Annotated in this window: 21 protein-coding genes and 1 pseudogene; 13 read left to right on the plus strand and 9 right to left on the minus strand. The window is 59.4% G+C overall.

The genetic code is table 11. From position 1 onward, the window contains the following. Nucleotide 1 precedes the first annotated feature (1 nt). The 4 genes from ACIPZC_RS04250 to dddP all read left to right on the plus strand — a co-directional run bounded on the left by ACIPZC_RS04250 (nucleotide 2) and on the right by dddP (nucleotide 4,679). On the plus strand, nucleotides 2-1,147 hold the full coding sequence (locus ACIPZC_RS04250) for a glycine betaine/L-proline ABC transporter ATP-binding protein (RefSeq protein WP_400625046.1): 1,146 nt from the start codon (nucleotides 2-4) through the stop codon (nucleotides 1,145-1,147). A gap of 67 nt (nucleotides 1,148-1,214) precedes the next feature. After that, nucleotides 1,215-2,168 (plus strand): glycine betaine/L-proline ABC transporter permease ProW, encoded by a 954-nt coding sequence (gene proW / locus ACIPZC_RS04255; protein WP_400625048.1) that lies wholly within the window; start codon nucleotides 1,215-1,217, stop codon nucleotides 2,166-2,168. A 42-nt stretch (nucleotides 2,169-2,210) separates the two neighbouring features. Continuing rightward, nucleotides 2,211-3,239, plus strand: coding sequence for a glycine betaine/L-proline ABC transporter substrate-binding protein ProX (proX, locus tag ACIPZC_RS04260; RefSeq protein WP_400625050.1), 1,029 nt, complete (start codon nucleotides 2,211-2,213; stop codon nucleotides 3,237-3,239). A gap of 96 nt (nucleotides 3,240-3,335) precedes the next feature. Further along, entirely contained in the window at nucleotides 3,336-4,679 is a 1,344-nt protein-coding gene (dddP, locus tag ACIPZC_RS04265; RefSeq protein WP_400625052.1) for a dimethylsulfonioproprionate lyase DddP, read from the plus strand. Between the two features lie 129 nt (nucleotides 4,680-4,808). On the opposite strand, the gene ACIPZC_RS04270 is transcribed toward dddP, so the two are convergent. Both ACIPZC_RS04270 and ACIPZC_RS04275 read right to left on the minus strand, forming a co-directional pair. After that, nucleotides 4,809-5,729, minus strand: coding sequence for a LysR substrate-binding domain-containing protein (locus ACIPZC_RS04270; RefSeq protein ID WP_400625054.1), 921 nt, complete (start codon nucleotides 5,727-5,729; stop codon nucleotides 4,809-4,811). A gap of 215 nt (nucleotides 5,730-5,944) precedes the next feature. Continuing rightward, on the minus strand, nucleotides 5,945-6,841 hold the full coding sequence (locus ACIPZC_RS04275; RefSeq protein WP_400625056.1) for a dihydrodipicolinate synthase family protein: 897 nt from the start codon (nucleotides 6,839-6,841) through the stop codon (nucleotides 5,945-5,947). Between the two features lie 445 nt (nucleotides 6,842-7,286). Here ACIPZC_RS04275 and ACIPZC_RS04280 point away from each other — a divergent pair, with 445 nt between their 5' ends. From ACIPZC_RS04280 to ACIPZC_RS04295, 4 genes and pseudogenes are all read left to right on the plus strand, one after another. Then, the gene (locus ACIPZC_RS04280; RefSeq protein WP_400625058.1) at nucleotides 7,287-8,270 is read left to right on the plus strand and encodes a GlxA family transcriptional regulator; all 984 of its coding nucleotides are present in this window, start codon (nucleotides 7,287-7,289) and stop codon (nucleotides 8,268-8,270) included. Between the two features lie 85 nt (nucleotides 8,271-8,355). Continuing rightward, nucleotides 8,356-9,348 (plus strand): isopenicillin N synthase family dioxygenase, encoded by a 993-nt coding sequence (locus tag ACIPZC_RS04285; RefSeq protein ID WP_400625060.1) that lies wholly within the window; start codon nucleotides 8,356-8,358, stop codon nucleotides 9,346-9,348. A 301-nt stretch (nucleotides 9,349-9,649) separates the two neighbouring features. Then, nucleotides 9,650-9,718: pseudogene (locus ACIPZC_RS04290) on the plus strand (hypothetical protein); the annotation flags it as partial. 178 nt (nucleotides 9,719-9,896) lie between these two features. After that, nucleotides 9,897-10,187, plus strand: coding sequence for a stress-induced protein (locus ACIPZC_RS04295; protein WP_267823269.1), 291 nt, complete (start codon nucleotides 9,897-9,899; stop codon nucleotides 10,185-10,187). 143 nt (nucleotides 10,188-10,330) lie between these two features. Here the strand turns inward: ACIPZC_RS04295 and ACIPZC_RS04300 are convergent, their stop codons facing one another. Next, nucleotides 10,331-11,200, minus strand: a complete 870-nt coding sequence (locus ACIPZC_RS04300; RefSeq protein ID WP_400625062.1) for a LysR family transcriptional regulator — start codon at nucleotides 11,198-11,200, stop codon at nucleotides 10,331-10,333. 110 nt (nucleotides 11,201-11,310) lie between these two features. Between ACIPZC_RS04300 and ACIPZC_RS04305 the strand changes: the two genes are divergently transcribed. Beyond that, the gene (locus ACIPZC_RS04305; RefSeq protein ID WP_400625064.1) at nucleotides 11,311-12,372 is read left to right on the plus strand and encodes a YeiH family protein; all 1,062 of its coding nucleotides are present in this window, start codon (nucleotides 11,311-11,313) and stop codon (nucleotides 12,370-12,372) included. Between the two features lie 50 nt (nucleotides 12,373-12,422). After that, nucleotides 12,423-13,796 carry a nucleotide 5'-monophosphate nucleosidase PpnN gene (gene ppnN, locus ACIPZC_RS04310; RefSeq protein WP_400625066.1) on the plus strand — a complete coding sequence of 458 codons (1,374 nt, stop codon included), beginning with the start codon at nucleotides 12,423-12,425 and terminating at the stop codon, nucleotides 13,794-13,796. 229 nt (nucleotides 13,797-14,025) lie between these two features. Here the strand turns inward: ppnN and ACIPZC_RS04315 are convergent, their stop codons facing one another. Both ACIPZC_RS04315 and pssA read right to left on the minus strand, forming a co-directional pair. After that, a complete protein-coding gene (locus ACIPZC_RS04315) occupies nucleotides 14,026-15,192 on the minus strand; it encodes a GGDEF domain-containing protein (RefSeq protein WP_400625068.1) in 1,167 nt (388 codons plus the stop codon). A gap of 83 nt (nucleotides 15,193-15,275) precedes the next feature. Beyond that, a complete protein-coding gene (gene pssA / locus ACIPZC_RS04320; RefSeq protein ID WP_241805840.1) occupies nucleotides 15,276-16,604 on the minus strand; it encodes a CDP-diacylglycerol--serine O-phosphatidyltransferase in 1,329 nt (442 codons plus the stop codon). A gap of 156 nt (nucleotides 16,605-16,760) precedes the next feature. Between pssA and ACIPZC_RS04325 the strand changes: the two genes are divergently transcribed. After that, nucleotides 16,761-17,753 (plus strand): GlxA family transcriptional regulator, encoded by a 993-nt coding sequence (locus ACIPZC_RS04325; protein WP_400625070.1) that lies wholly within the window; start codon nucleotides 16,761-16,763, stop codon nucleotides 17,751-17,753. A gap of 4 nt (nucleotides 17,754-17,757) precedes the next feature. Here ACIPZC_RS04325 and ACIPZC_RS04330 read toward each other — a convergent pair whose 3' ends face one another. From ACIPZC_RS04330 to katG, 3 genes are all read right to left on the minus strand, one after another. After that, a complete protein-coding gene (locus ACIPZC_RS04330) occupies nucleotides 17,758-19,092 on the minus strand; it encodes an MFS transporter (RefSeq protein ID WP_267823255.1) in 1,335 nt (444 codons plus the stop codon). Nucleotides 19,093-19,200: 108 nt separating this feature from the next. After that, nucleotides 19,201-20,412 carry a M24 family metallopeptidase gene (locus ACIPZC_RS04335; RefSeq protein WP_241805843.1) on the minus strand — a complete coding sequence of 404 codons (1,212 nt, stop codon included), beginning with the start codon at nucleotides 20,410-20,412 and terminating at the stop codon, nucleotides 19,201-19,203. A gap of 239 nt (nucleotides 20,413-20,651) precedes the next feature. Beyond that, nucleotides 20,652-22,910 carry a catalase/peroxidase HPI gene (katG, locus tag ACIPZC_RS04340; RefSeq protein WP_400625072.1) on the minus strand — a complete coding sequence of 753 codons (2,259 nt, stop codon included), beginning with the start codon at nucleotides 22,908-22,910 and terminating at the stop codon, nucleotides 20,652-20,654. Between the two features lie 376 nt (nucleotides 22,911-23,286). Between katG and ACIPZC_RS04345 the strand changes: the two genes are divergently transcribed. Further along, nucleotides 23,287-24,189 carry a LysR substrate-binding domain-containing protein gene (locus ACIPZC_RS04345; RefSeq protein WP_400625074.1) on the plus strand — a complete coding sequence of 301 codons (903 nt, stop codon included), beginning with the start codon at nucleotides 23,287-23,289 and terminating at the stop codon, nucleotides 24,187-24,189. A gap of 18 nt (nucleotides 24,190-24,207) precedes the next feature. Here the strand turns inward: ACIPZC_RS04345 and ACIPZC_RS04350 are convergent, their stop codons facing one another. Continuing rightward, on the minus strand, nucleotides 24,208-25,086 hold the full coding sequence (locus ACIPZC_RS04350) for a DMT family transporter (protein ID WP_241805846.1): 879 nt from the start codon (nucleotides 25,084-25,086) through the stop codon (nucleotides 24,208-24,210). A 229-nt stretch (nucleotides 25,087-25,315) separates the two neighbouring features. Between ACIPZC_RS04350 and ACIPZC_RS04355 the strand changes: the two genes are divergently transcribed. Continuing rightward, nucleotides 25,316-26,140, plus strand: a complete 825-nt coding sequence (locus ACIPZC_RS04355) for an aldo/keto reductase (protein ID WP_400625076.1) — start codon at nucleotides 25,316-25,318, stop codon at nucleotides 26,138-26,140. Nucleotides 26,141-26,156 lie beyond the last annotated feature (16 nt).

A 26,156-nucleotide genomic window follows, 5' to 3' on the forward strand; every position in this document is an offset into this window, starting at 1 on the left:
CATGACCACTACCGACGAAATCCTTTTGATCAGGAATATCTATAAGGTATTCGGATCACATCCGGCTGAAGCTATGCAAATGGTCCAAGCCGGACTTAGTAAGAAAGAAATTTTCGAGAAAACGGGCCAAGTTATCGGCGTATTTGACGCTACATTTTCAGTAAAGCGCGGTGAGATATTTGTAATCATGGGCCTGTCAGGATCTGGCAAATCCACAATGGTTAGGCTATTCAATCGTCTCATCGAACCTACTGCTGGCAAGATTTATCTGAATGGCCGTGAAATCACCGGGCTTACCGACAAAGAGCTTTTGGATGTACGTCGTAAAGAAATGGGCATGGTCTTCCAGTCCTTTGCCTTGATGCCCCACATGAGTGTCCTCGAAAACACCGCTTTTGGTCTGGAAATCGCTGGTGTCAATGAATCAGAGCGGCAGAGGCGCGCTCGAGAGGCCCTTCAACAGGTTGGACTGTCGGGGCAAGAACACAGTTATCCTCATCAGCTCTCCGGCGGTATGCAACAACGTGTGGGCTTAGCGCGCGCACTGGCTAACGATCCAACGATCCTCTTGATGGACGAAGCCTTTTCAGCACTCGACCCGCTTATTCGTAGTGAGATGCAAGGTGAACTGATTAAACTGCAGGCTGAGCAGAAGCGCACGATCATTTTCATTTCTCATGACATCGAAGAAGCGATTCGAATTGGGCATCGTATCGCAATCATGGAAGGCGGACGGGTCGTGCAAATTGGCACACCACAAGAACTTATCAGTCAGCCAGCCAACGACTATGTGAGAACGTTTTTTAAAGGTTTCGACAGCTCTAAGATCCTTAAGGCTGGTGACCTGGCGCGCTTTGATCCTGATTCAACCTGCCACGTCGAAGACGCCAAGGCATTCAAGCCAGGTATTGATTTCGGGTACCTGCTGAATGATCAAGGGCAGCTGGTAAGCGTGGTAGACGCTGACAGGTCAACAAACCACTATTCCCAGCATGAGCAGCAGCCCGTGTATTTGGACACACCTTTGCATGAGGTGCTAAGTATCGCGGCAACATTACCCTACCCCGTCCCGGTTCTGGATCGAAATGGATTCTTGAAGGGAACGCTCTCCAAAAATCAGCTCCTGCAGACTTTGGGCAGCCACTGAGTTAATCGATCAAAACTGTAAGCTCGCAAATGCCGCAACTGCGAAATGCGTTATGAGGACTGTCGAAATGTCTGACTTTAGTTTTCTGGACCCCTTCCAGACCACTGTTATTCCCTTGGGTGACTGGGTCACCAGCACGCTAAACTTTCTTGTGCACAATTTCAGGGATTTTTTCAGGGCCATTCGATGGCCAATCGATAATGTTCTGAACGCTATTGAATGGTGCCTGCAGAGCATACCCCCATCCATCGGCATTATCCTGTCCAGTCTTCTTGGCTGGCAACTGGCAGGCCAGCGGATGGCTTTACTTTGCTTTATTACCCTTACGTTACTGGGACTCATCGGTGTGTGGTCGGAGTCAATGACGACCCTCGCCCTCGTCCTGACTTCGGTATTTTTTTGTGCGGTTATTGGGATTCCGCTTGGGATAGTGTGTGCCCGAAGCGACCGACTTGAACGCGTCGTCAGGCCGCTGCTCGACGCTATGCAAACCTTGCCTGCTTTCGTTTATCTCGTGCCCGTGGTGATGTTGTTTGGCATCGGTAACGTTCCTGGTGTTTTGGTCACCATCGTATTCGCTTTGCCGCCGCTAGTGCGCCTGACGAACCTGGGTATTCGCCAGGTTCCCGACGACAAAATCGAAGCAGCACGCGCGTTCGGCTGTACTCCGCATCAAATGCTGGTTCGAGTTCAGCTTCCTTTGGCCACCTCCACCATCATGGCCGGGCTTAATCAGACACTTATGCTATCCCTTTCGATGGTAGTGATCGCGTCCATGATTTCGGTGGGTGGTTTAGGGCAAATGGTATTAAGAGGTATAGGTCGACTCGACATGGGCCTCGCCACCGTAGGCGGCGTTGGCCTCGTGTTGCTGGCTATCTTCCTGGATCGTCTCACCCAAGCTATTGGAGACCGTACACATTCAGACCCTAGCCTGAAGTGGTATCAAACAGGGCCCATCGGCTTTGTGGTTCGAATTTTATTCAAACGTAAATCCAGTCCGCGCCACAAACCCGCGTAAGCGATACGAACGATAAATATATTTCCTGGCTTGGAGTACATAATGTTCACTATGACTGTTCCCCGTCCCATCCTGCACGCAGTGACTGCACTGTTGATCGGGTGTACTGCGGTCTGCGCCAACGCTGCTCCTGCGTCCCCCGGCGAAGGCGTAAAAGTCACCCCCATTTTCCCTTCGATTGCTGAAGAGCGCTTTCGAGGCGAGATCGCCACGCAAGGCTTGCGCGAATTAGGGTACAACGTTCAGGAACCCAAGGAAACCGAGTACGGCGTTATGATGATGGCGCTAGCCAACGGCGATGCTGATTTTACCGTGCATCTTTGGGACAAGCTGCACGAGAAGTTTTACACGCAAGCCGGGGGCGACGATGTCATGGTCAAAACTGGCCAGATCATGCCTGGTGTTCTGCAAGGCTATCTTATTGACAAAAAAACGGCCCAAGCGCACAACATCAAATACATCACCGACCTCAAGAAGCCCGAGATTGCAAAACTCTTCGATGCTGATGGCGATGGAAAAGCAGACCTCACCGGCTGTAACCCAGGATGGGGTTGCGAACTTATCATTGACCATCAAATGAAAGCCTACGGCTTGCAGAAAACTGTTCATGTCAATCAGGGCTCCTATTTCGCACTGATGGCCGACACCATCACTCGATACAAAGAAGGGAAGCCGATCCTGTATTTCACATGGGTACCACAATGGATTGCGAACGTCCTTGTAGAAGATAAGGATGTCGTGTGGCTGGAAGTTCCAAAAACTGACCTTCCTGGCGGAAACAATGACGTAAACACCACCTACAACGGTAAGAATCTCGGGTTCGCGGTAGACACCGTGCGTGCGGTACTGAACAAAGAGTTTGCTGAAGAAAATCCAGCAGCACTGAAATTTTTGTCTGTCATGAGTATTAGTACCGCGGATGAAAGTGCTCAGAACATGAAAATGCAGCAAGGCGAAAAAAGTCCTGAAGCTATCCGTGGCCATGCCACCCAGTGGATCGCCGAGCACCGGCAACAGTTTGACGAATGGCTTCAAGCTGCCCGAGCCGCCGCCACACAATCGGCCAAGTGATACACAGCAGAAGGCAGCCTGGCTGCCTTCTGCTTCCTCTACACCACGTCAATCCTGATTGTTCACGTGCAAATCACGCCTTACTTGGAGACTGTGATGTCGGCACCCTTTTCTATTTCTGCTGATAAAAGGCGTATTGACCCTGCTCGGCAATGCGCCGCAGCACTGAAGGCAGATGGCTCGGTCGACGATAACGACCGAACGGAGATCGGCCCCACTCCTTTGGCGTTTGCTGAATGGCGCGCGCTGGGCCTAGAGGCACCGCATCTGCCGACGATGCGTGAATACCGCCTTCAGCGCATTCGTGAACAGCTTGTCGCGCGCGACCTGGCGGGAATACTGCTATTCGACCCACTCAATATCCGTTACGCCACCGACTCTACAAACATGCAGCTGTGGACGACCCACAACCCAGCCCGCGCTTGCTTCATCGCCGCTAGTGGCTACGTTGTGCTCTGGGACTTCCATGGCTGTGATCATCTTAGTGCCCATTTGCCGCTCGTAAACGAGCTTCGCAGCGGGGCCTCTTTCTTCTATTTTGAAACAGGCAATCGCACGGATCAGCATGCCCGACGCTTTGCTATGCAACTCGACGACATCTTACGTCAGCATGCCGGATCCAATCGCCGCCTCGCAGTAGACCGAATAGAATTAGCTGGCGTCCGGGCATTGGACGCCTTGGGGATACAGCTCTTCAACGGCCAGGAAGTCACTGAACTCGCTCGGGTGATCAAGGGACCGGATGAAATCAAAGCCATGCGCTGCGCAGTGGCCTCTTGCGAAGCCGCGGTAGCGGAAATGCAACAGGCAATGCGCGCTGGAATGACAGAGAACGATGTATGGGCGGTCCTTCATGCAGGCAATATACGTCGCGGCGGTGAATGGATCGAAACTCGAATTCTCAGCTCGGGGCCGCGCACCAACCCCTGGTTCCAAGAATCAGGGCCTCGAGTGCTGAACGATGGTGACCTGCTGTCGTTCGACACCGACCTGATCGGGGTGTACGGGATGTGTGTCGACATGTCACGCAGCTGGATCTGCGGGGGCCTGACACCAACCGCTGAACAAAAAAGGTTGTATCGAATCGCCCATGAGCACATCTGTCATAACATCGAGATGATCAAGCCGGGCGTCAAATTCACCGAGCTTACCGCTAACGGCCACCGACTTCCCGAGTCATGCCGAGAGCAGCGTTACGGGGTCATGTTTCATGGCGTCGGGCTCTGTGATGAATATCCATGCATTCGTTATCCCGAAGATCTGGACTCCTACGGTTACGAAGGAATGCTTGAACCCGGCATGGCGCTTTGCGTCGAGGCTTATATCGGAGAGGTCGGCGGACGCGACGGTATCAAATTGGAGAACCAGCTATTGGTGACAGAAACCGGCTACGAACTCCTGACGCACTATCCTTTCGATAGTAGCTTCCTGGACGACTAGCCGTGAGGCTCTGCGACGCCTGCCGTAGAGCCTTTTACCCGCAGATCATTCACACGCCTCGCAGGCAGCAGTAAGCAACCCTGACCGACAAAGTAAGCAACCCTGACCGACAAACGATCCAGGTGGTTGCTAGCTGCGCAACCATTCTGCGAGCCCGATGATCGTTCTGGTGGTCTCCCGCCCCTTGGGTACTACCAAGTAGTATGCTTCGTTGGGCTTTATCACAAGATCCGTCAACCGTACCAATTCGCCCGACGCCAACAGATGATCAAGCATTCGCCCCCAGCCCAGTGCAACCCCATGCCCGTGAAGTGCTGCTTGAATCGTATCGGTGTACAGCTGGCAGTGCAGTCGATAATGAAGCTTGGGAGGATTTGCACCCAGGGCGCGGAACCATGTTGGCCATGTCATCCACCCCTCGGTAGTGGCCTCCGCATCGAGCAGATCAGCATCGTAGAGTTCCTCCACAGTGGACGGCACTGAATGTCGAGCAAGCCAGGCCGGGGAGCACACCGGAAAGACCTCTTCGTCAAACAGATGCAAGGCGCTCCCGTCCACCCACTTGCCATTGCCATACCGCACCATCAAATCAACATCATGGCTGCGCAGATCTCCGGTGAACATCTGCGTGGCAAGCCGCAAGCGTATATGAGGCATGGCCGCTTGGAGGCTGTTCAAACGAGGCATAACGCGCAGGTGCGAAAAAGTCGCGGTGGTGCTGAGCACTAATTGCTGCTCATCATTACCCTCGGAGAGACGATCAAATACCGCCGCAACCTTCTGCAGCGATTCAGACATCACCGTAAACAACGTCTGCCCCTCACTGGTCATCCGCACGCCGCGATGCAGACGTTGAAACAGCTGTACGCCAATGTTTTCCTCAAGGATCCGGATCTGTTTGCTTACTGCGGCTTGAGTCACTCCCAATTCCCGAGCGGCCAAGGTGATGCTGCTGTTACGGGCAACCGCTTCAAACTCTAAAAGCGCGGTCATCGACGGAATGATCCGTCGGTAGCCCCGGGAAGTGCTCCCATCTTCTGTTTTTGTCATGCAACGTCCCGACATGATTCGACGCTCAGACCTGCGCCGCAACGAACATTGGCAGAAAACTCAACGGGATAACAGAGGTGCTTGCGCTTGAAATTGGCTTGAGGTTAAAGCCGTCTTTTCTTTCCCACTCGGCTGACATGAAGGTGCGGCAGAAAGTGAACCAGGGCTACCCCTGTTCTGTGTCATTTGAAGCAATAACGCGTTGTCCTCTCCAGCTAAGAGGAGGCGGCGGCCTCGTACTCGATCAGAGGCGCTAATGCGTCACGCAGTGGACCCAACTTTTCAGCGGCCAGACGGGCAAGCGGACGGCGTGGATTGCCTGCACCATACCCCATGATTTCTGCGCCTGCATAAACGGACTGAACGTAGTCACCCTGCCAAATGAGCGACATGACAGGAGCCAGCGACTGCCAGATCGCTCGTACGTTTTCCCACTGCTTTAGAGCGGCAGCATTTGCCAGATCGACGCATGCTTTCGGAGCCATGTTGGCCCCGCCCCAGATCAACCCGGCGGCGCCGGCAAATAACGCGAAGGGAGTAAGCGGGTCTGCGCCGTTCAGGGTTGGCAAGCCGGTACGAACGAGCGCGGCTTGATCCGTCAGGTCACCGCTACTGTCTTTCACCGATACGAAGTTAGGGATTTGGCTCAGTTGCTGGAAAAGAGATGGAGTGACCTTCACACCCACAACCTGCGGAACGTTGTAGCCAATGACCGGTAGCCCAGCCTCGGAAACGGTAGCGTAGAAGTCGATAATGCCCTGATCATCGGTCGGGCCTTCGAAGAAAGGTGGAAGTACCATAACGCCATCCGCTCCGCAATCTCTGGCATGACGGGTGCGCTCCACGACTTCATCAGCCATTAGCGCGGAGGTCTGAGCGATCACGCGAGCACGACCGTTTATGACCTTAGCGCCAAAAGCCACCAGTTCCTTGGACTCTTCCTTGCTGAGATACACATGCATCCCGGTTCCGGAGCTCAGCACGAAGCCATGCACACCGGCTGCCACGTACCGCTCAATGAGAAGTTCAAATCGTGAGTAGTCGATTTTGCCTTGGGCATTGAACGGCGTGGTGACCGCGAGATTGACATCGGAAAAGTTGAAGCCTGTCATCGTAACCTCCGTTATTGCTGTGAAAGTCAGACCCCACGCCTGGCGCACTAGATTACGGATGACTGCGTGCCCCAATACAGCAACATTTTCCACGCATAAAGGATGCGATTGGGTTATGCATATAATGCTTGTGGGTGCCGGAGGTTTTTTAGAACAACGCTTGCTCGATTCATTATGTTCAGTGACGCATTTACGCAGTAGCGCTAGAACACCCGCAACCAGGCTCTCGCATCGACGCGTGAGGTGTAAGGTAGAGAAAAGCCAAGCGCCCGGGATCTGATCCAGTGGTGTGATCGGCCCGCTAACCCCTTATCACTCCAGCACAGGTAAAAACCTTGCTGGGATGCAATGTTTGCAGTACTGTCAATCCGGCGTATAGCCAGCAACAATGGCATGCAGAATAGCCTCTACTTGATTAGAACACCACGCCAGAGATTTTTCTCACATGCACAAACCGCAAGCCCAGCCCCTCGTCAGGCGAGTTGGCTTTATTCTGCTCCCAGGTTTCGCCCTGACTTCATTCGCACTGGCGGTCGAGGCGCTCAGCGTATCCAACCTTCTATTGGGCTACGCTGCTTACGACTACCAGGTCTACAGCGGTGACGTCGACCCCAATAGTAACGAGGTACTTACCTCAAATCACATTCCGATCAGAGTTACGGGCGGGCTCGAAGCACTGGGTGAATGCAATCTGTTATTTATATGTGCCTACAAGAAAGCGGCAAACTATGACAATCCTAAAATCCTGGCAAAATTGCGGACGCTGAAAAAAAACGGCTGCAGGCTGGCATCGCTCTCCAGCGGTAGTTTTATTTTGGCCAAAGCTGGGCTATTGCGAAGTGGCCCTTGTACCTTATTCAGTGAACAGATGTCAGCCTTCAAGGAACTCTACCCATCCATCACAGTTTCAGAGAGTATCTTTACCGTGCATGATGGCGTTTTCACTTGTCAGGGTGGCACCACGGCTCTGGATATGTTGCTGTACGTCATCGGCCAGGATCACGGTGCCGATTTCGCTCTTAGCGTGTCCCGACAGTTCTCTCAGGATAGAATAAGAAGCCACGATGAAGTGCAGGCAGCACGCCGTTATCTTGAACTGAGGATGAAGTCACCTTGCCTTGGCTCGGCCATCGAAATAATGGAAGCCAATATTGAGACGCCTCTTACCATTGAGGCGATAGCGCACAAGATCGGTGCCACTGTGAGGACCCTGGAGCACGCTTTCCGTACCCACGAGAACACGACACCGATCAACTATTATCTACAGATGCGCCTGCGGTATGCCAGAACGATGATCGAAGACACGTCGCTTGCGATTGCCAATATTGCTCAGGCAACCGGTTTTGCTTCGCAGAGCTACTTCACCAAGCGCTTCCGGGAAGCCTATGGCGCCTCCCCGACTCGCTTGCGCAGCGATAAAAAATTATAAATTTCTTCGTGTTTGTTATAGCTCGTCGTCACGCTTGAGTGGAAGCTAAAGGTCAAATCCATCCCGCTTGAATGAGGTTGAGACCGTGACGCAATCTGTCGAAAGCTGCCTGACCAGCAAATCTACTTCGTTTCATGAGATTCCTATCGTTGACATAGCGCCTTTGCTCGACGGCAGCGACGTTAACTTGGTCGCGCGCCAAATCGGCGATATATGTGAAAAGGTAGGCTTTCTGTACATCAGAAATCATGGCGTGCCCTCATCACTGGTCAAGGACGTATACCGACTTTCAAGAGCGTTTTTCACACAGCCCTTCGACGTCAAAAACCAGCTAAATATCGTGAAGTCCGGGCCGACCTTACGCGGCTACATTCCCATGTATGGGGAGAACGTCGACCCTAAGAACACTAAAGACTTCAAAGAGTGCTTCGATTTTGCTCAGTCCGAAGAGCGTGTATCTCCATTCTTCGGGCCGAACCTCATGCCCGAGTCACCCCGAGAATTTACGGAAGTCATGGAGCGCTATCATGCGGAGATGCTAAAACTGGCACGCAAGCTCATCAGCGCCATTGCTCTTAGTCTTGGCCTGCCAGCCGACTATTTCCAGAAGCTGCAACAAAAACCTATTACAATTCAGCGACTGCTACATTATCCGCCGCAATTTGGACAAATCACCTCAAAAGAAATAGGCATTGGGGCGCATACCGACTACGGTTTCCTGACCATTTTGTCGCAGGATGAAAACGGTGGTTTGCAGGTTCAGAACCGGGATGGCGAGTGGGTCAGCGCTCCCCCCGTACCCGATACCTTCATCGTTAACATTGGTGATCTGGTTCAAACGTTTACCAATGATCGCTACATCTCCACCATGCACCGGGTCATCAACACCAGCGGCGTGGATCGTTACTCCGTGCCATTTTTCATTGATCTTGACTTCGATGCGGTAGTCGACGTGGTGCCGACCTGTATCAGCGATACATCTCCGAAAAAATACTCGCCCTATACGAGTGGCGCGCACAAGTACAAACGTTTCGTCGATAGCTACACACACCTGCAGGAGGCAGTTGCTGAGGCCTAATCCAACTTCAACCAGGCTGCGGAGACTCGCGCTAGAAGCCAAGGTCATGCTCGGCTTCTAGCGCTTGAATTTGAACCTGAGTAGGCACGGTGGCCGCTACGGGCCTATGAGATTGTTGACACAGTCTCACGCTGCCTTTCTGGGCCCGCGTGACGCCTAGGCTCACTCCCCGTCGACGTCGCACCCTTTGGCTTGAGGTGGGTGAATGCGTTTAACACGGATGAAGGAGCTCTATGAAAAACCTCCACTTCGGAGCAAGCGAGAGCAAGAGCGCCCCCCCTGGGGCCAGGATCAGTGAAGACCCAGCAAGACTCAATGCCGCGATGAGAACTTCGTGGCGTACCTGAGGCATGTCTTCAACGTCGCCTGAACACGCTCATGTCCACCGCCCGGCCTATTGGCAGCGGCTTTTACGGCGCAATACATCTAGCTTCACATTCATTCGCGCACCCCGTCGGTTAATACGAAAGTAGAGGGAGCGAGTGCCTTGCACCCAGCGTCGGAATTAAACACAGCCTTTTCTGTGTGAATTCACGAGGTGCAAGATCATGGCTAACGATCAAGGCAAAAGTGGACAACAAGGCGGCACTCCCCAACACAACCCGGATCAGGTTTCCAACGACCCGAACAAAGCATGGGAAGAGGGACGTCAAGGCGGCCAGATGCCCGATGACAAGTGGGAAAACGATCCGCAGCGTTCAGGGGGTGGTGCACAGCAAGGAGCAACCGGCGGCCATGGCTCTGGTAGCCGCGCCGACACCGATGTTGAGAAAGGTATGGATTCCGACCCACAACTCGATGACGAAGAAGACAGCGGCATGAACAAGGACGATCGCTGATCCTCACAGGCCAGGGCGGAGGGAACGCCCTGGCCGTTAACCCCTACAGCGCGGTCGCATCCAGCCGTTCAGCAATCCCGTCTCGAAGACATCAGTCTGACTGCCAACTCAGGCACCTTCAAGCAACCGTCACAATATGAGTGTCACGTACACAGCGACATGAACCGCGCCGCCGCCCGCGACGGCGTGGCCGCGTGTGGCAGCAGAATGGAAAAATGCCTGACCAACGGCTGTGGGCCAATGTGCAAGCGCTGCAAGGCGCCCCCCTCATGCCTGATCGACATCGCCGAAACGAAACCGATGCCCATCCCTGCCCGCACCGCCTCCTTCACCCCTTCGACGCCGGCGATTTCTAATGCTACGCGCATGGCCACGCCACTGCGCGCGAACGCCCGCTCGACAACCTGCCGAACCCCGGAGCCGCTTTCACGCAGCACCAACGGGAAGCTGCCCAGGGCCTCCAGTGTCTGGCGCGATTGGTTGGCCAACGGGTGACCGCTGGGCACGATGGCGACGATCTCGTCCTCGCGCCACGGCGTCACACGGGTGCCCAATGGCAACTCCTGCCCGGGCGGGCCTTCGATCAGGGCAATGTCGACACTGCCCAGCGCCGACACGATCTCTGCGGTATTGCCGTGCAAGGTGCTTACCTGCACCTCGGGATACTGCGCGTGAAAGTCGGCGATCAAGTAAGGCAGCAGGTAGCTGGCGGGCGTAGTGCTGGCGCCGATGCGCAAGGTGCCGCGCTCCAGCCCGCGCATGGCGTCGCGCAGTGCCTGGGCCTGGCGAAAGGTTTCGCGCAAGCGTTCGGCATGGGCCAGCAGCTGCTCGCCGGCCGCGGTAAGCCGCACACCGCGGCCGGCACGTTGGTATAAAGGCTCGCCGAATGCGTCCTGCAGCAGCTTGAGCTGGCCAGAGACAGCCGGCTGCGACAAGTGCAAAGCCAACGCCGCATGGCTGATATTGCCATGCTCGGCAACGGTGGCGAACGTTATCAGTTGTTCCGGGGTCATCCATGCAAAATATCAGCTACACGGATATTTGCCATCCTGAATTACGATTTTTTATAAGCTTATAACCAAATTAAAGTAGGCCTTGTCGATCCACTGTCCGGAGGACTCACATGGCCACGGTACCTTCCAACCCTGCCTTTGCCCCTACCCTCTCTACCCGAGGGCGGCTCAACGGCATCCTGTTCGTCGCATTGTTCGCGTTCGCCGTCACCCAACTGGCGGCCCTGCCCTTCATCGCCAAGCTGGGCATCAGCCCGCTCATCGTCGGCATCGTCGCCGGTGCCCTCTACGGCAACGCCCTGCGTGATGGCGTACCGGCCAGTTGGGCGGCGGGCATCAATTTTTCTGCCCGCGGGCTGCTGCGCATCGCGGTGGCCTTCTTTGGCCTGCGTGTCAGCCTGCAGGAAATCGCCGAAGTCGGCTGGGCAGGCCTCACAGTCTCGCTGCTGGTGGTGGGCAGCACCCTGCTGGTCGGCCTGTGGTGTGGCATGAAGCTGCTGAAACTGGACCGCGACACCGCCTTGTTGACCGCCGCCGGCAGCGCGATTTGCGGCGCCGCAGCAGTGCTGGCCTTCGAATCGGCGCTGCGCAGCGCGCCGCACAAGAGTGCCATGGCCGTGGGTAGCGTGGTGCTGTTCGGCACCCTGTCGATGTTCCTGTACCCGCTACTGATCAACAGCGGCTGGTTGCACCTCGACACCCTGGGTGCCGGGCTGTTCCTGGGCGGCACCGTGCATGAGGTTGCCCAGGTGGTGGGCGCGGCAAGCAATGTAAGCCCCGAGGCCACGCATGTCGCGACCATCGTCAAGATGACCCGGGTGATGCTGTTGGTGCCCGTGCTGCTGGTGGTGGGCGCCTGGATCAGCCGTACCCGCCTGCCGGGCCAGGCACAAGGCAACGGTCGCATCGCCATGCCCTGGTTCGCCTTCGGCTTTCTCGCCCTGGTGCTGGTGAACTCGCTGCAGGTTTTGCCAGGCAGCGTGACGCAAGCGGTCAACAGCCTGGACACCTTCGCCCTGACCATGGCCATGACCGCATTGGGCATGGAGACACGCTTGAGCCAGATCCGCCAGGCCGGCCCGCGGGCGCTTGTGACCGGGGCGATTCTCAACCTGTGGCTGCTCGGTGGCGGGCTGGCGATTACGCTGGGTGTGCAAAAGCTCTTCGCATGACTTATGGTGTTGTCAAAGAAGGATGTTTTACCTGCACAGGAAAGACTTAGATGCCCCAACGCCATGTCATCAATGCATCCGTCAGCCCCAAAGGCAGCCTGGAGACGCTGTCGCAACGTGAAGTCCAGCAACTGAGTGAAGCCGGCACCGGAAGCCTCTACACCCTGTTCCGCCAGTGCGCCCTGGCCATCCTCAACACCGGCGCCCATGTCGACAATGCCAAGACCATCCTCGAGGCCTACAAGGACTTCGAGGTACGCATCCACCAGCAGGACCGCGGCGTGCGCCTGGAGTTGCTGAACGCTCCCGCCGATGCCTTCGTCGATGGCGAAATGATCGCCAGCACCCGCGAGATGCTGTTCAGCGCCCTGCGCGATATCGTCTACACCGAAAGCGAGCTGGCCAGCCAGCGCATCGACCTGGAAAGCTCCCAGGGCATCACCGACTACGTGTTCCACCTGCTGCGCAACGCTCGCACCCTGCGCCCGGGCGTCGAGCCGAAAATGGTGGTGTGCTGGGGCGGCCATTCGATCAGCAGCGAGGAGTACCAATACACCAAGAAGGTCGGCCACGAACTGGGCCTGCGCAAGCTGGACATCTGCACCGGGTGCGGCCCGGGCGTGATGAAGGGGCCGATGAAAGGCGCCACCATCGCCCATGCCAAGCAACGCATGCACGGCAGCCGTTATCTGGGCCTGACCGAACCGGGCATCATCGCCGCCGAGGCGCCCAACCCGATCGTCAACGAACTGGTGATCCTGCCGGACATCGAGAAGCGCCTGGAAGCCTTCGTACGTGTCGGCCACGGCATCATCATCTTCCCCGGTGGCGCCGGTACTGCCGAGGAATTCCTCTACCTGCTCGGCATCCTGATGCACCCGGACAACCAAGACCTGCCGTTCCCGGTAGTGCTGACTGGGCCGCGCAGTGCCGAAGCGTTCCTGCTGCAACTGCATGCCTTCGTGGGCGCCACGCTGGGTGAGGCCGCCCAGCGCCACTATCAGATCATCATCGATGACCCGGCCGAGGTGGCGCGGCAGATGGTCGAGGGGCTGAAGGAGGTCAAGCAGTTCCGCCGAGAGCGCAACGACGCGTTCCACTTCAACTGGCTGCTGAAGATCGACGGCGGTTTCCAGCACCCGTTCGACCCGACCCACGCCAACATGGCCGAACTGGCCCTGCGCCGCGACCTGCCGCCGCATGAACTGGCCGCCAACCTGCGTCGGGCGTTTTCCGGCATCGTTGCCGGCAACGTCAAGGACAAGGGCATCCGCCTGATCGAGCAGCATGGGCCGTACCAGATCCGCGGTGACAGTGCGGTACTGGAGCCACTGGGGCGCCTGCTGCAAGCGTTCGTCGACCAGCACCGGATGAAGCTGCCGGGTGGCGCGGAGTATGTGCCTTGCTATCAGGTTGTGACCTGAAGAAAAACGGGCCGCACTGCGGCCCATCGCCGGCAAGCCGGCTCCCACACTGATGTGGAATGCCTCCAGGAAGTTGGGCACTAATCCAATGGATTGGGGCAGTCCAGTAAATTGAAGCCCCCGCCGCACCGGTGGGAGCTGGCTTGCCAGCGATGGGCTACGTAGCAGCCCTAATGAAGCTGACTCACTGGCATTGGGATGACTGCACTTGTAAGGGCCGGTTGACGCGCTAGCTGGCGGGGTTCATCTCGCTGCGGTCGAGCAGGCGAATACTGTTACGCCCGCCACGCTTGGACTGATACAGCGCCACATCACCCTGCTCGATCAACGCCGCCAGGCTCGCCGGTGGCTGGTCGAACAGGTTGGCGCCGATACTCAGGGTCACCGCCTGCGGGGTCGGCATTGCCTGCTCGGCAAATTGCTGGAACTGGCTACGCAAAACACCACCCAGCTCCACCACCCGCTCACTGCTGGCATCGCTGAGCAGGATGACGAACTCATCCCCACCCAGCCGCGCCGCCAGTGACCGCTCTGGCAACACCGCACGGATCATCTCGCTGAGCGTGACCAGCAGCCGGTCGCCGGCCGCGTGGCCATGCAGGTCGTTGACCAGCTTGAAATTGTCGATATCGATCAGCAGCAGCGCCCCAGGCCGGGCCGGGCTCACGTCTTTGAACAGGGGCGTGGCACGTACCTCCAGCGCGCGGCGATTGTACAGCGCCGTCAACGGATCGCGGGCAGCGAGCCGGGCGATCCGCTCTTCACGCCGATAACGCACGGTACCGGTCATCGACAGGGCGATCAGCATGATTGCCATGGCCCCCTCGACCAGCGACACCTGGATGATCAGGCCGCCAAAGGTCGCCAGGTCGATCAGCGTGCCAGGCGTCACCGCGATCCCAGCCTTGATCACATAGAACAGGCCATGGATGAGCAGCACATACCGCAACTGCACGGCCCCCACGCTCAGCGACTTGCCGTGCGGGCGCAACAGCAGGCTGGCCTTGAGCGTGAGCAGCGCCACCAACAGCGAGTTGACCATCAGCATGACCTTGGACCACTGTGGCCCTACGGGCAGCAGCAGCAAGGCGAACCAGGCAACGACGATCAGTAGCCAGGCCCGCGACAGGCGGGCCTGGGTAAAGCGCAGCACCCCCAGCAGGAAGAACGCATGCGCTACCACCAGCAAACCGTTGGCGAACCAGATACCGATCAACAGCAGGCCGATCCCGCGCAGCAGGGCCAGGGTGGAGCCGACGGTGATGGTAGCGAAACCCGCGCTCCAGAACAGCAGCGAGGGTTCGCGGACGCTGCGCCACTCTATCGCCAGGTACAAGGCTGCAGCGGCAGCCAGGGCAATCGTGATGGTCAGCATCGTGGGTGGATCAAGCGCCATGAAAGTTTTGGCCTATCTGGTTAACGTGGAAAACGGCTGATTGTATTCGTTTGCCATGACTTTTCAGAGAGGTAAAAAACGCCTTACAACACCCGCTTGATCAACGGCTCCAGGCGGCTGTAACGCAAGCGGCGCAAGAACCTGCGCACCTCTTTGGGGTGTTCGGCCTTGACCCCCAATGCTTGCGCCGAGTCGATCTTCGGGGCATGCCGGCGAATACCCTCCAGCTCCACCTCCCGCGGCACCGTCCACTCGCCCAGCGGGTCGTCGATCAGCAGCCCGTTTTCCAGGTCCAGGTTGAACCCGCGTGGGTTGAGATTGTTGCCGGTCAGCAACGAGTAACGCTGATCGACCCAGACGCCTTTGGCATGAAAGGTGTGCCCAGGGTCGCTCCAGATCCGAACCACCAGTTGGCCGCTGACGATGCCGGCATGGCGCCGCCGGACGAACGCACGCAGGTTGTCCTCGTACAGGTAGGGCAAGGCGCCACTGGCGCTGAACGGCTCGCCCGGCGCGATGTAAAAGTCATTGGCCGTCCGATGGCCGATAATCAGTTCCACCCGCACGCCACGCTCCAGGGCGTGGTCGATCTCACGCATCAATACTCGCGGTGGGTTGAAATAAGGCGTGCTGATGATGATCTGCGACCGCGCCGCGGCCAGCAGCGCGCACAGCGTGCGGTTGAGCGGGTTGCCGCGGCCAACCCCGAGCAACGGCATCACCCGCATGCCCTGCCCTGCAACGGCAGCCGGTGCGTCATACGCCATGCGCCGCAACCGTGCACGCAAGCGGCGAATATCGCCGCGCAGGCTGCGGTTGGTCGGTGGCGCCGGCAGGTCCAGCCGCGGCGTCGCAGTGTGGTGCAGCAGCCGGCGTACCAGGCCGACCATGGCATCGGCCAGCGCAGGCGACTGGAACAGGTGGTAACGGTCCAGCCGGTAGCGGTCGAAACGGTGCAGGTAGACGTTGTTCAGGCTGGCGCCGGTATAGATCACGCAGTCATCGATGACGCTGCCCTTGAGGTGCAGTACGCCAAACAGCTCACGGGTTTGCACCGGCACGCCATGGATGACCACGTCCAGCCCACGCAACTGGCGCTGGGCCTGGTACCAGGCGGCATTGCCCGGCTGGCGCCCGGCGCCGAGCAGGCCACGGCGTGCGCGAAACCAGTCGACCACGATAAGGATCTCCAGGCTCGGCCGCGCCGCTTTGGCCTGGTACAGGGCATCCAGCACTTCCTGCCCAGCCTCGTCCTCCTGCAAGTACAAGGCGACGATGACGATGCGTCGGGTCGCGGCGCCGATGCGCTCAAGCAAGCAGGTGCGATAGGCCGCGGCATCGGGCAACACCTGGATGGCCTGCGGCGCGATGGCGAAACCCGGCAGCGCCGCCAGCATGGATTCGGGGTTCAAATAGTTTCACCTTCTGTCTGCATTGAGGTCCATTCCTGGCTATCGCGCCGAGGTGTAAGATCGACCCGGCAACGATCCATAACAACAAGAAACATGCGAGGCCTGCTTTTCACTGCCCCCAACGAATCACGCCTCAGCTTGCACAGGAAGATCGCAATGGTCCACCCCGTATCTGCAATCGTATCGCCTTGCCCAGCCAAGACCTTCGGCTTTCTGGTGCTGCCCAACTTCACAACCATCGGCCTGGCGTCGGCAGTGGAAACCCTGCGCATGGCTAACCTGGCCGCCCGCCGGCCCCTCTACCGCACTGTATTGCTCGCTGCCAGCGAAGCGCCGGTGATGGCCAGTAACGGCATGCGCATCCTGCCTGACCATACGATCGCCACCGCCCCGCCGCTGGATGCCCTGTTCGTGGTCGGGTCCAACCCGATCGACCGCAGCCGGGGTAACCGGCCCTTGATCGACTGGCTGCGCCAATTGGCCCGCCAGCACGTCCCGCTGGGGGGCATCTGTACGGGCAGCTACCTGCTGGCCAAATCCGATCTGCTCAAAGGCTATCGCTGCACTATCCACTGGGAGGACATAGAGGCCCTGCAGGAACATTTCCCTGGGATCGTCATTTCCAGCCAGCTGTTCGAACTGGACCGCGACCGTTACACCTGCTCCGGTGGCATTGCGGCCATGGACATGATGTTGCAACTGGTCGCCCGCGAAGTCGACGGCCCAGACATCGCTGCCAAGGCGGCCGAATTGCTGCTGTGCGACCGTGTGCGCGGCGAGCGCGAGCCCCAGCGCGTGCCGTTGCGCACCTTGCTGGGCAGTGCCCAGCCCAAGCTTAGCCAAGTGGTGGCGATCATGGAGGCCAACCTAGAGGAACCACTGGCGCTGGAGGAGCTGGCCAGCCTCAATGAGGTCACCGTGCGCCAGCTTGAACGGCTATTCCACAAGTATTTGCAGCGTACGCCCAGCCAGTATTACTTAGAGTTGCGGTTGTCACGGGCGCGGGAATTGCTGTTGCGCAGCGACGTGCAGGTGCGGGAGGTGGCGCTGGCATGCGGGTTCAGTTCGCCGGCGCATTTTTCCAAGAGCTACAGCCGATTCTTTGGCCTATCGCCGCTTGGGGAGCGGCGACAGGCATCGTTGCACTGATACCTCAGTCCTTCAGTTCGCCATGAGCTGTTTCCCGGCACATCAACATGGCCACCAGCGCCACCAGAGCCGCCGCCAGCAAGTACCCGGCAGGCGCCAATTTGCTACCGGTCACATGAATCAGCCAGGTAGCGATAAACGGTGCCGTCCCGCCAAACAAGGCGTTGGCCAGGTTGAAGCTCAAGGCAAAGCCACTGAAACGCACTCGGGTGGGGAATATTTCGGCCAGCAGGCACGGCAAGGTGCCGTCGTTCATCGCCAGCATCGCCCCGAAGGAAATCTGGATCGCCAGCACCACCAGCAGGGGCTGGCCATCGAGCAGCTTGAACAGCGGCACGGTCAACCCCAGGAACAGCAACGAAGCAACCACGAGCATGGTTTTGCGGCCAAAGTGGTCAGACAGGCGCCCCATCAGGAAAATCAGGCCAATGTATGTGGTCAGCGAAACCGTCGAGGCGATGAACGAGTCACGCTCGTTCATACCCATTTCGCTCGACAGGTAAGTGGGCATGTAACTGAGCAGCAGGTAGAACGCAACAGCGTTGAGGCAGGTAACCCCAATGCCGATCGCCAAACTACGGCGGTGATGGCTCAGCAGTTCCCGGATCGGCGCCGGGGTCATGCAGGCCTTACTTTCCAACCGCTGTTCCATTTCCAGGAACTTGGGTGTGTCCTGCAGGCTCATGCGGATATAACGCCCCACCAGTCCGAACGGTGCCGCTAGCAAAAACGGCAGGCGCCAGCCCCAGCTGTGCAAGTCCTCAGTACTGAGCAGTTCATGCAACGCCGCGACGAATGCTGCGCCGAACAACAGCCCGGCGGCGGTGCTGGCCGGCACGATGCTGGTGTACAGCCCGCGTCGGCCAGGCGGTGCATATTCGGCAAGAAAGGCCGCCGCGCCGGCATACTCGCCCGAAGCGGAAAAACCCTGCACCAGGCGGATCAGCAACAATAGGCAAGGTGCCCACAGGCCGATTTGCGCATACCCCGGCAACAGGCCGATGCAGAAGGTCGAAATCGACATGATGAGTATCGACAGTGACAAGGCATTACGCCGGCCATAACGATCGCCAAAATGACCCCACACTATCCCGCCCAGCGGGCGTACGAGGAAGGACAGGGCGAATACCGCGAACGTCGCCAGCAGGCCGCTGGTCTTGTCCGTTTGCGCAAAGAAGGTGGCGGCGATGATGGTCGCCAGGTAGCCATAGGCGGCGTAATCGAACCATTCGACGAAGTTGCCCATGAAACTGGCACGGGCGGCCTTGCGCAGGGCCTGGCGTTCGGCGCCTTGGGCGGCACCGGCGAGGGTGGGAGCATTCAGGGTGGTGCTGGACATGACGGATACCCTCTGATTCTTCTAATTGGAGGCAGGGTCTGAAGGTCATACAGTTGTTATTGTGTGGTTTGCGCCGGCCTGCGCACTCGCAGAGGCCGGCACATGCAGTCACTTGCGAATGATGTTGCGCTCCGGTCCATACGGGAACTTGGTGATGTTCTCGGCCCCCGTTTCATTGACGATCAGAATGTCATGCTCGCGGTACCCCCCTGCCCCCGGTAGCCCTTCGGGCAGCATGATCATCGGCTCTATCGACACCACCATGCCCGGTTCCAGAACCGTATCGATATCCTCGCGCAGCTCCAGTCCTGCCTCGCGGCCGTAATAATGGCTGAGCGTGCCGAATGAGTGGCCATAACCGAAGGTGCGGTACTGCAGCAGGTCATGACGCAAGAAGATTTCGTTCAGCTCGCGGGCGATATCGCAGCAGCGCATGCCCGGGCGCACCAGCTTCAGCCCTGCCTCGTGCACCTCGACGTTGGCTTGCCAGAGGCGCAAGTGCTCGTCCGGGCAGTGGCCTAGGAACAACGTTCGCTCTAGCGCGGTGTAGTAGCCAGCGATCATGGGGAAACAGTTGAGGCTGAGGATGTCGCCCGGATTGACCTTGCGGCTGGTTACCGGGTTGTGCGCACCGTCAGTGTTGAGCCCGGACTGGAACCAGGTCCAGGTGTCCATCAACTCGCTGTCGGGGCAACTACGAGCGATCTCGCGGACCATCGCCTGGGTGGCATGCAGTGCCACTTCATATTCCGGCACCTGGTCCTGCAGCGCCTCGACCACCGCAGCACCGCCAATGTCGGCCACCCGGGCACCGTGGCGAATGAGCGCCTGTTCTTCGGCGGACTTGATCATGCGCATGCGCATGCAGGGGGCACCGATGTCCACCAGTTCGGCCCTTGGGTAGCAGGCGGCGAGCTTGGCATGGTTCTGCAGGTTGAGGTGGTCGTACTCCACACCGATACGCGACGCCAGCGGCAGCGCCTGCTGGATCGCCACAAAATAGTTGTCGCGTTGCCAGTCGGTGTAGACGATATTGTCGGTGCCAACCGTACGACGCCAGGGTTGCCCACCGTCTATGTTGGCGCTGATCGACACCACCTTGTCGTGGGTCACCACCAGTGCATAGGGGCGGCCGAATGAGCAGTACAGGAAGTCGCTGTAGTAGTTGACGTTGTGGTACGAGGTGAAGATCGCCGCCTCGATGTCCTGCTCGGCCATGTAGGCCCTCAGCCGGGCATGCCGGGCGGCGTATTCCTGTGCGGAAAATGTCGGCTTGACCTTGTTGCCGTTGTGGATTTTCAGGGTCTGGGGCATTTGCATAGTCGGTGTTCCTTGTCGTTGTGAGCACGCTGTTTCAGGCCGGCCGCCTGAGATGCATTGCAGCAGAACGAACGAGGACGCTTTTGTACCTACCCGACCTGGAATTGGCGCGATGGCCACTTCCCCATTTGCAAACAAGCCGGCCCCCACAAGCACTCCACCGCCGTCAGGCTTAGCGAGGTGCCCGTGGGAGCCGGCTTGCCGGCGATTGGGCTGCAAAGCAGCCCCAGCCATTACCTCTATTTCAAATCAAAACGGTCCAGCTCCATGACCTTCACCCAAGCCGCGACGAAGTCCTTGATGAACTTGTCCTTGCCGTCGCTGCTGCCATACACCTCGCTCAGCGCCCTTAGCTGCGCGTGCGAGCCGAACACCAGGTCCACACGGGTGCCGGTCCACTTCACCTGCCCGGTCTTGCGGTCGCGGGCTTCGAAGTTTTCGTTGTCATCCGAGGTGGGCTTCCACTCCACCCCCATGTCCAGCAGGTTACGGAAGAAGTCGTTGCTCAGCGTGCCTGGCTGGTCGGTGAACACCCCGTCCTTGCTGCCGCCATGGTTGGCACCGAGCACCCGCAGGCCGCCGATCAGCACGGTCAGTTCCGGGGCGGTGAGGGTCAGCAACTGGGCTTTGTCCAGCAGCAACTTCTCGGCCTTGACGCTGTAGCGCGCTTTGCTGAAATTGCGGAAACCGTCAGCCAGTGGCTCGAGCACGGCAAAGGACTCGACATCGGTCTGTTCCTGAGAGGCGTCGACCCGGCCCGGGCGAAACGCCACGTTGCCCGTGTAGCCGGCATCCTTGGCGGCCTTTTCCACGGCGGCGGTACCGGCCAGAACGATCAGGTCAGCCAGCGAGATGTGCTTGCCAGCGTTATTGAACTCACCCTGGATCTGCTCCAGTGCCGCCAGTACTTTGCCCGTGCCCTGGTTGGCCGGCCAATCCTTCTGCGGCGCCAGGCGCAGGCGGCCGCCATTTGCCCCACCACGCTTGTCAGAGCCCCGGAATGTCGACGCGGCTGCCCAGGCGGTCGATACCAGCTCACCCACACTCAACCCTGATGCCAGGATTTTGCTCTTGAGCGCGGCAATGTCCTGCTCACTGGGTAACGGTTGAACGGCCTTGGGCAGCGGGTCTTGCCAGAGCAGTTCCTCATTGGGCATTTCCGGCCCGAGATAACGTGCCAGCGGCCCCATGTCACGGTGGATCAGCTTGTACCAGGCGCGGGCGAAGGCGTCTGCCAGCTGGTCAGGGTTGTCCTTGAAACGCCGGGCTATCGGCTCGTAGATCGGGTCGAAGCGCAGGGCCAGGTCAGAGGTGAGCATGGACGGTGCGTGGCGTTTGCTCGGGTCATGGGCATCCGGCACGGTACCCGCGCCTTTGCCCTCCTTGGGCTGCCACTGGTGGGCACCGGCCGGGCTCTTGGTCAGCTCCCACTCGAAGTTGAACAGGTTGTTGAGGTACTCGTTGCTCCAACGCGTTGGCGTCGAGGTCCAGGTCACCTCCAGGCCGCTGGTGATGGTGTCGCCGCCCTTGCCGGTGCCAAACGTGTTGGCCCAGCCCAGGCCTTGCAGTTCAAGGCCGGCAGCTTCCGGTTCGGCGCCGACGTTGTCGGCCGGCCCTGCGCCGTGGGTCTTGCCGAAAGCGTGGCCGCCGGCAATCAACGCCACGGTCTCTTCATCGTTCATGGCCATGCGGGCAAAGGTTTCGCGGATATCCTTGCCCGAAGCCACCGGGTCGGGGTTGCCTTCCGGGCCTTCCGGGTTGACATAGATCAGGCCCATCTGCACGGCGGCCAGCGGGTTTTCCAGGTTGCGTTCGGCGGCCAGGTCGCGGTTCTGCTCTTCACCGTGCTTGGCAGGTTCGGCCACCAGGTCACCCTGCCCCGGTGCCTGCGCCTTGACCTGGTCCTTGCCGTAACGGGTGTCGCCGCCCAGCCAGACCTTTTCCGAGCCCCAGTACACGTCTTCGTCCGGCTCCCACACATCTGCCCGGCCGCCGGAGAAGCCAAAGGTCTTGAAGCCCATCGATTCCAGGGCGACGTTGCCAGTGAGCACGATCAGGTCGGCCCAGGAAATCTTGTTGCCGTACTTCTGTTTTATCGGCCACAACAGGCGCCGGGCCTTGTCCAGGCTGACGTTGTCCGGCCAGCTGTTGAGCGGTGCGAAACGCTGCTGACCGGAGCCGGCACCGCCGCGGCCATCACCGATGCGGTAGGTGCCGGCGCTGTGCCAGGCCATGCGGATGAACAAGGGGCCATAGTGGCCGAAGTCGGCCGGCCACCAGTCCTGGGAGTCGGTCATCAAGGCGGTCAGGTCTTGCTTGAGCGCCTGGAAGTCGAGGCTCTTGAACGCCTTGGCGTAGTCGAAGTCCGGGTCCATAGGGTCGGACTTGGCGCCATGTTGGTGAAGAATTCTGAGGTTGAGCTGGTCAGGCCACCAGTCTCGGTTGGTGGTGCCGCCACCTGCGGTTTGATGGAACGGGCATTTCGATTCGTTCGACATCTGCTGTTACCTTTGGGTCGGTTATCCAGATTTCAGGTCTGTGCCAGTTGTTCTTCTGCGCTGAGCACATGGGCTCATGCCTACCCCTCATCAGGTCCGGTCGGTCACGTCCGACAGGGGCTTGCGAAACTGTCACGGCGTGGCGGCAAGGTCTTGCACCCAGGTGCTCTGTCGCCGCCCGCAGGGGAATTCGCAGGGCCACGGACAAGACTAGTCGAGCTTGGGCAGACTTCTAATAGAGTGGCTATTGCAGGGTGATAGGTTGGCTCTGTCAGGTGCCCAGTACGGCCACCTGGCCGCACATCCCTACAAGGCGCGCGGCCCCGCGCCGTGCTTCAATACAGCGCTAACCAACCTTCTGCGTGAGCCAAGCCCCATGAACCGCAACGACCTGCGCCGCGTCGACATGAACCTGCTGGTGGTTTTCGAAGCGCTGATGCTCGAGCGCAACCTGACCCGCGTCGGCGAAAAGCTGTTCATCACCCAGTCCACCGTCAGCGCCGCCCTGGCCCGCCTGCGCGAGCTGTTCGATGACCCGCTGCTGATCCGCAGCGGCCGGGCCATGGAGCCAACCCCCCGGGCCGTGCAGATCTTCGCCGAGCTGGGCCCGGCCATGGACGTCATCTCTTCAGCGATCAGCCGCGCCCGGGCGTTCGACCCGAGCAACAGCTGCAACGTGTTCCGCCTTGGGCTCTCGGATGACGCCGAATTCGGCCTGTTCCCCGCCCTGCTGCAAGCCCTGCGCGAAGAAGCACCCAACATCAGCGTAGTGGTGCGCCGGACCAACTTCCTGTTGATGCCTGGCCTGCTGGCCAGCGGCGAGATCTCGGTGGGCGTCAGCTATACCACTGACCTGCCAGCTACGGCCAAGCGCCGCAAGCTGCGTGACATCGGCGTGCGCGTATTGCGCGCTGACAGCCGCCCAGGCCCACTGAGCCTGGACGAATACTGCGCCAGGCCGCATGTGATGGTGTCGTTTTCAGGAGACATGAGTGGCAACATCGACCTTGATCTGGCGCGCATCGGCCGTTGCCGCAAGGTGGTGCTGGCCGTGCCACAGTTCGGCAGCCTGCGTGCGCTGCTGCGCAACACCGAGCTGATCGCAACTGTGCCGGACTACGCCGCCTGCGCCCTGGCTGACGACGGCAGCCTGCGCGCCGACCCGGCGCCGTTCGACATCACCGAGGCGGAACTGTCCATGGTATGGAGCGGCGCCCAGGACAATGACCCGGCCGAACGCTGGTTGCGCGAACGGATTCTGCAGTTCATGGCCAGGTAGTGCGGGCGTGGGCTCTGTTCACTTCCTGCGCTGCATCCAGGCAGCCCCAAGCCCACTCAGGCAGATGATGGCGATGCCCACAAGGGTGGTGCTATCGGGCACCTGCCCATAGATCAGCACCCCCAACAAGCCGGCAAACACGATCTGGCAATAACTGAACGGCGCTAGCAGCGCCGGCGCGGCATGGCGGAAGGCCTGGGTCAGCAGCAGGTGCGCACTCATGCCAAAACCACCCAATGCCAGCATCAGCAGCGCATGGTCCCAACGCGGCAGCTCCCAGAAGAACGGCACCAACGCACTCATCACCAGCGTGTTGCACAGCCCGGCGTAGAAGTTGCTGGTGGTGGGGCTGTCATAGGCGGCGAGTATGCGCGTGAGCAACTGGTAGAAGCAGAAGCCCAGCGCTGAGCCGAGGGGGAACAGGATCGCCGGGGTGAACATCGCGCCACCGGGGTGCACCACCACCAGCACGCCGACGAAGCCCAACACCACCGCGACCCATTGCCCAGGCGTGACCCGCTCCTTGAGCAGCGGCGCCGACAGCGCCGTGACCAGCACCGGGGCCAGGAAGTTGACGGAAGTCGCCTCGGCCAGTGGCAGGTACTGCAAGCCGGCAGTGAAGAACAGGCTGGTGCTGAGCAGGCTCAGGGCGCGCAAGGTCTGCAGCACCGGGCGCCGGGTGCGCAGCACATTGAGGCCGGACTTGGGCAGGAATATGCCGGCCATCAGCAGCGTGTGCACCACGTAGCGGGCCCACACCACCATGATGATCGGGTACAGGCCACCGAGGAATTTGGACAAGGCATCGTGGCTGGCGAACAGGAACGTGGCCACCACCACCAGGGCGATGCCGCGCAGGGGGTGGTTGACTCCGGACAACGGTGTGCTGGAACTCATGGCGTTCTCGATGGCGGCGTTGCGGCATGCGACGCCAGGTGAAGGCAGTGCGACTGCAAGGGATTCTAGAAGAGATACGACGACTTGAGGAAGGCCAATCGGCACGCGCGTGCAGAGCAATGTGTTTTTCGTTCGCTGATCGACCACTTTCTGGAGGCTGCTCATGGTCCCTGACCGTCGAAACGCGCACCATCGGCGCTGGAACCTCAAACCCGGACAAGGAGTTTTCATGCATAGGCTCACCACCCGCAACGGCCTCGACCTGCCCAGCATTGGCCTGGGCACCTGGCCGATGACTGGCGCCGAGTGCACGCGTGCGGTGCACCAGGCACTGGAGCTGGGTTACCGGCACATCGATACCGCCACTGCCTACGACAACGAAGCCGCTGTCGGCCAGGCGCTGCGCGACAGCAGCGTGCCCCGCGAGCAGATTCACCTGACCACCAAGGTCTGGTGGGACAGCCTGGCGCCCGCGGCCATGCGCCAGTCGCTGGAAAACAGCCTGCGTGCCCTGGGCACCGAGCAGGTCGACCTGTTCCATATTCATTGGCCCGGCAAAGACTGGGACTTGGCCCGCAGCATCGAGACGCTGGTAGCCCTGCGCGACGAGGGCAAGGTACGCAGCATCGGCGTGGCCAACTTCCCACTCGGGCTGCTGCGCCAGGTGATCGAAGCGCTGAGCGCGCCGCTGGCGGCGATCCAGGTGGAATACCACGTGCTGCTCAGCCAGCAACCGCTGCTCGACTACGCCCGTCAGCATGACCTGCTGCTCACGGCCTATACCCCTCTTGCCCGCGGGCGGGCGGCGGCGCAGCCAGTGATCCAGGACATCGCGCGCAAGCATGGCGTGTTGCCGAGCCAGGTGGCGCTCAAGTGGTTGCTGGACCAGGACGGCGTGGCGGTGATCCCCAAGGCCAGCAGCCGCGAGAACCAGCTGAGCAACCTGGCGGCGCTGGATGTGCACCTGGATGATCAGGACCGGGCACTGATAGCCGGTTTGCCGAAGGATCAGCGCGTGGTGAGCCCTGACTTTGCGCCAGACTGGAACAGCTGAACAGCGGGGCCGCTGT

The sequence above is a fragment of the Pseudomonas sp. NPDC089743 genome (assembly GCF_044748785.1).
GTDB lineage: Bacteria > Pseudomonadota > Gammaproteobacteria > Pseudomonadales > Pseudomonadaceae > Aquipseudomonas > Aquipseudomonas putida_X.

What these genes read in the sequence shown, in the direction of transcription:
- ACIPZC_RS04250 (WP_400625046.1), top strand. Translation starts at nt 2, where the DNA reads ATGACCACTACCGACGAAATCCTTTTGATCAGGAATATCTATAAGGTA.
- proW (WP_400625048.1), top strand. Translation starts at nt 1,215, where the DNA reads ATGTCTGACTTTAGTTTTCTGGACCCCTTCCAGACCACTGTTATTCCC.
- proX (WP_400625050.1), top strand. Translation starts at nt 2,211, where the DNA reads ATGTTCACTATGACTGTTCCCCGTCCCATCCTGCACGCAGTGACTGCA.
- dddP (WP_400625052.1), top strand. Translation starts at nt 3,336, where the DNA reads ATGTCGGCACCCTTTTCTATTTCTGCTGATAAAAGGCGTATTGACCCT.
- ACIPZC_RS04270 (WP_400625054.1), bottom strand. Translation starts at nt 5,729, where the DNA reads ATGACAAAAACAGAAGATGGGAGCACTTCCCGGGGCTACCGACGGATC.
- ACIPZC_RS04275 (WP_400625056.1), bottom strand. Translation starts at nt 6,841, where the DNA reads ATGACAGGCTTCAACTTTTCCGATGTCAATCTCGCGGTCACCACGCCG.
- ACIPZC_RS04280 (WP_400625058.1), top strand. Translation starts at nt 7,287, where the DNA reads ATGCACAAACCGCAAGCCCAGCCCCTCGTCAGGCGAGTTGGCTTTATT.
- ACIPZC_RS04295 (WP_267823269.1), top strand. Translation starts at nt 9,897, where the DNA reads ATGGCTAACGATCAAGGCAAAAGTGGACAACAAGGCGGCACTCCCCAA.
- ACIPZC_RS04300 (WP_400625062.1), bottom strand. Translation starts at nt 11,200, where the DNA reads ATGACCCCGGAACAACTGATAACGTTCGCCACCGTTGCCGAGCATGGC.
- ACIPZC_RS04305 (WP_400625064.1), top strand. Translation starts at nt 11,311, where the DNA reads ATGGCCACGGTACCTTCCAACCCTGCCTTTGCCCCTACCCTCTCTACC.
- ppnN (WP_400625066.1), top strand. Translation starts at nt 12,423, where the DNA reads ATGCCCCAACGCCATGTCATCAATGCATCCGTCAGCCCCAAAGGCAGC.
- ACIPZC_RS04315 (WP_400625068.1), bottom strand. Translation starts at nt 15,192, where the DNA reads ATGGCGCTTGATCCACCCACGATGCTGACCATCACGATTGCCCTGGCT.
- ACIPZC_RS04325 (WP_400625070.1), top strand. Translation starts at nt 16,761, where the DNA reads ATGGTCCACCCCGTATCTGCAATCGTATCGCCTTGCCCAGCCAAGACC.
- ACIPZC_RS04330 (WP_267823255.1), bottom strand. Translation starts at nt 19,092, where the DNA reads ATGTCCAGCACCACCCTGAATGCTCCCACCCTCGCCGGTGCCGCCCAA.
- ACIPZC_RS04335 (WP_241805843.1), bottom strand. Translation starts at nt 20,412, where the DNA reads ATGCAAATGCCCCAGACCCTGAAAATCCACAACGGCAACAAGGTCAAG.
- katG (WP_400625072.1), bottom strand. Translation starts at nt 22,910, where the DNA reads ATGTCGAACGAATCGAAATGCCCGTTCCATCAAACCGCAGGTGGCGGC.
- ACIPZC_RS04345 (WP_400625074.1), top strand. Translation starts at nt 23,287, where the DNA reads ATGAACCGCAACGACCTGCGCCGCGTCGACATGAACCTGCTGGTGGTT.
- ACIPZC_RS04350 (WP_241805846.1), bottom strand. Translation starts at nt 25,086, where the DNA reads ATGAGTTCCAGCACACCGTTGTCCGGAGTCAACCACCCCCTGCGCGGC.
- ACIPZC_RS04355 (WP_400625076.1), top strand. Translation starts at nt 25,316, where the DNA reads ATGCATAGGCTCACCACCCGCAACGGCCTCGACCTGCCCAGCATTGGC.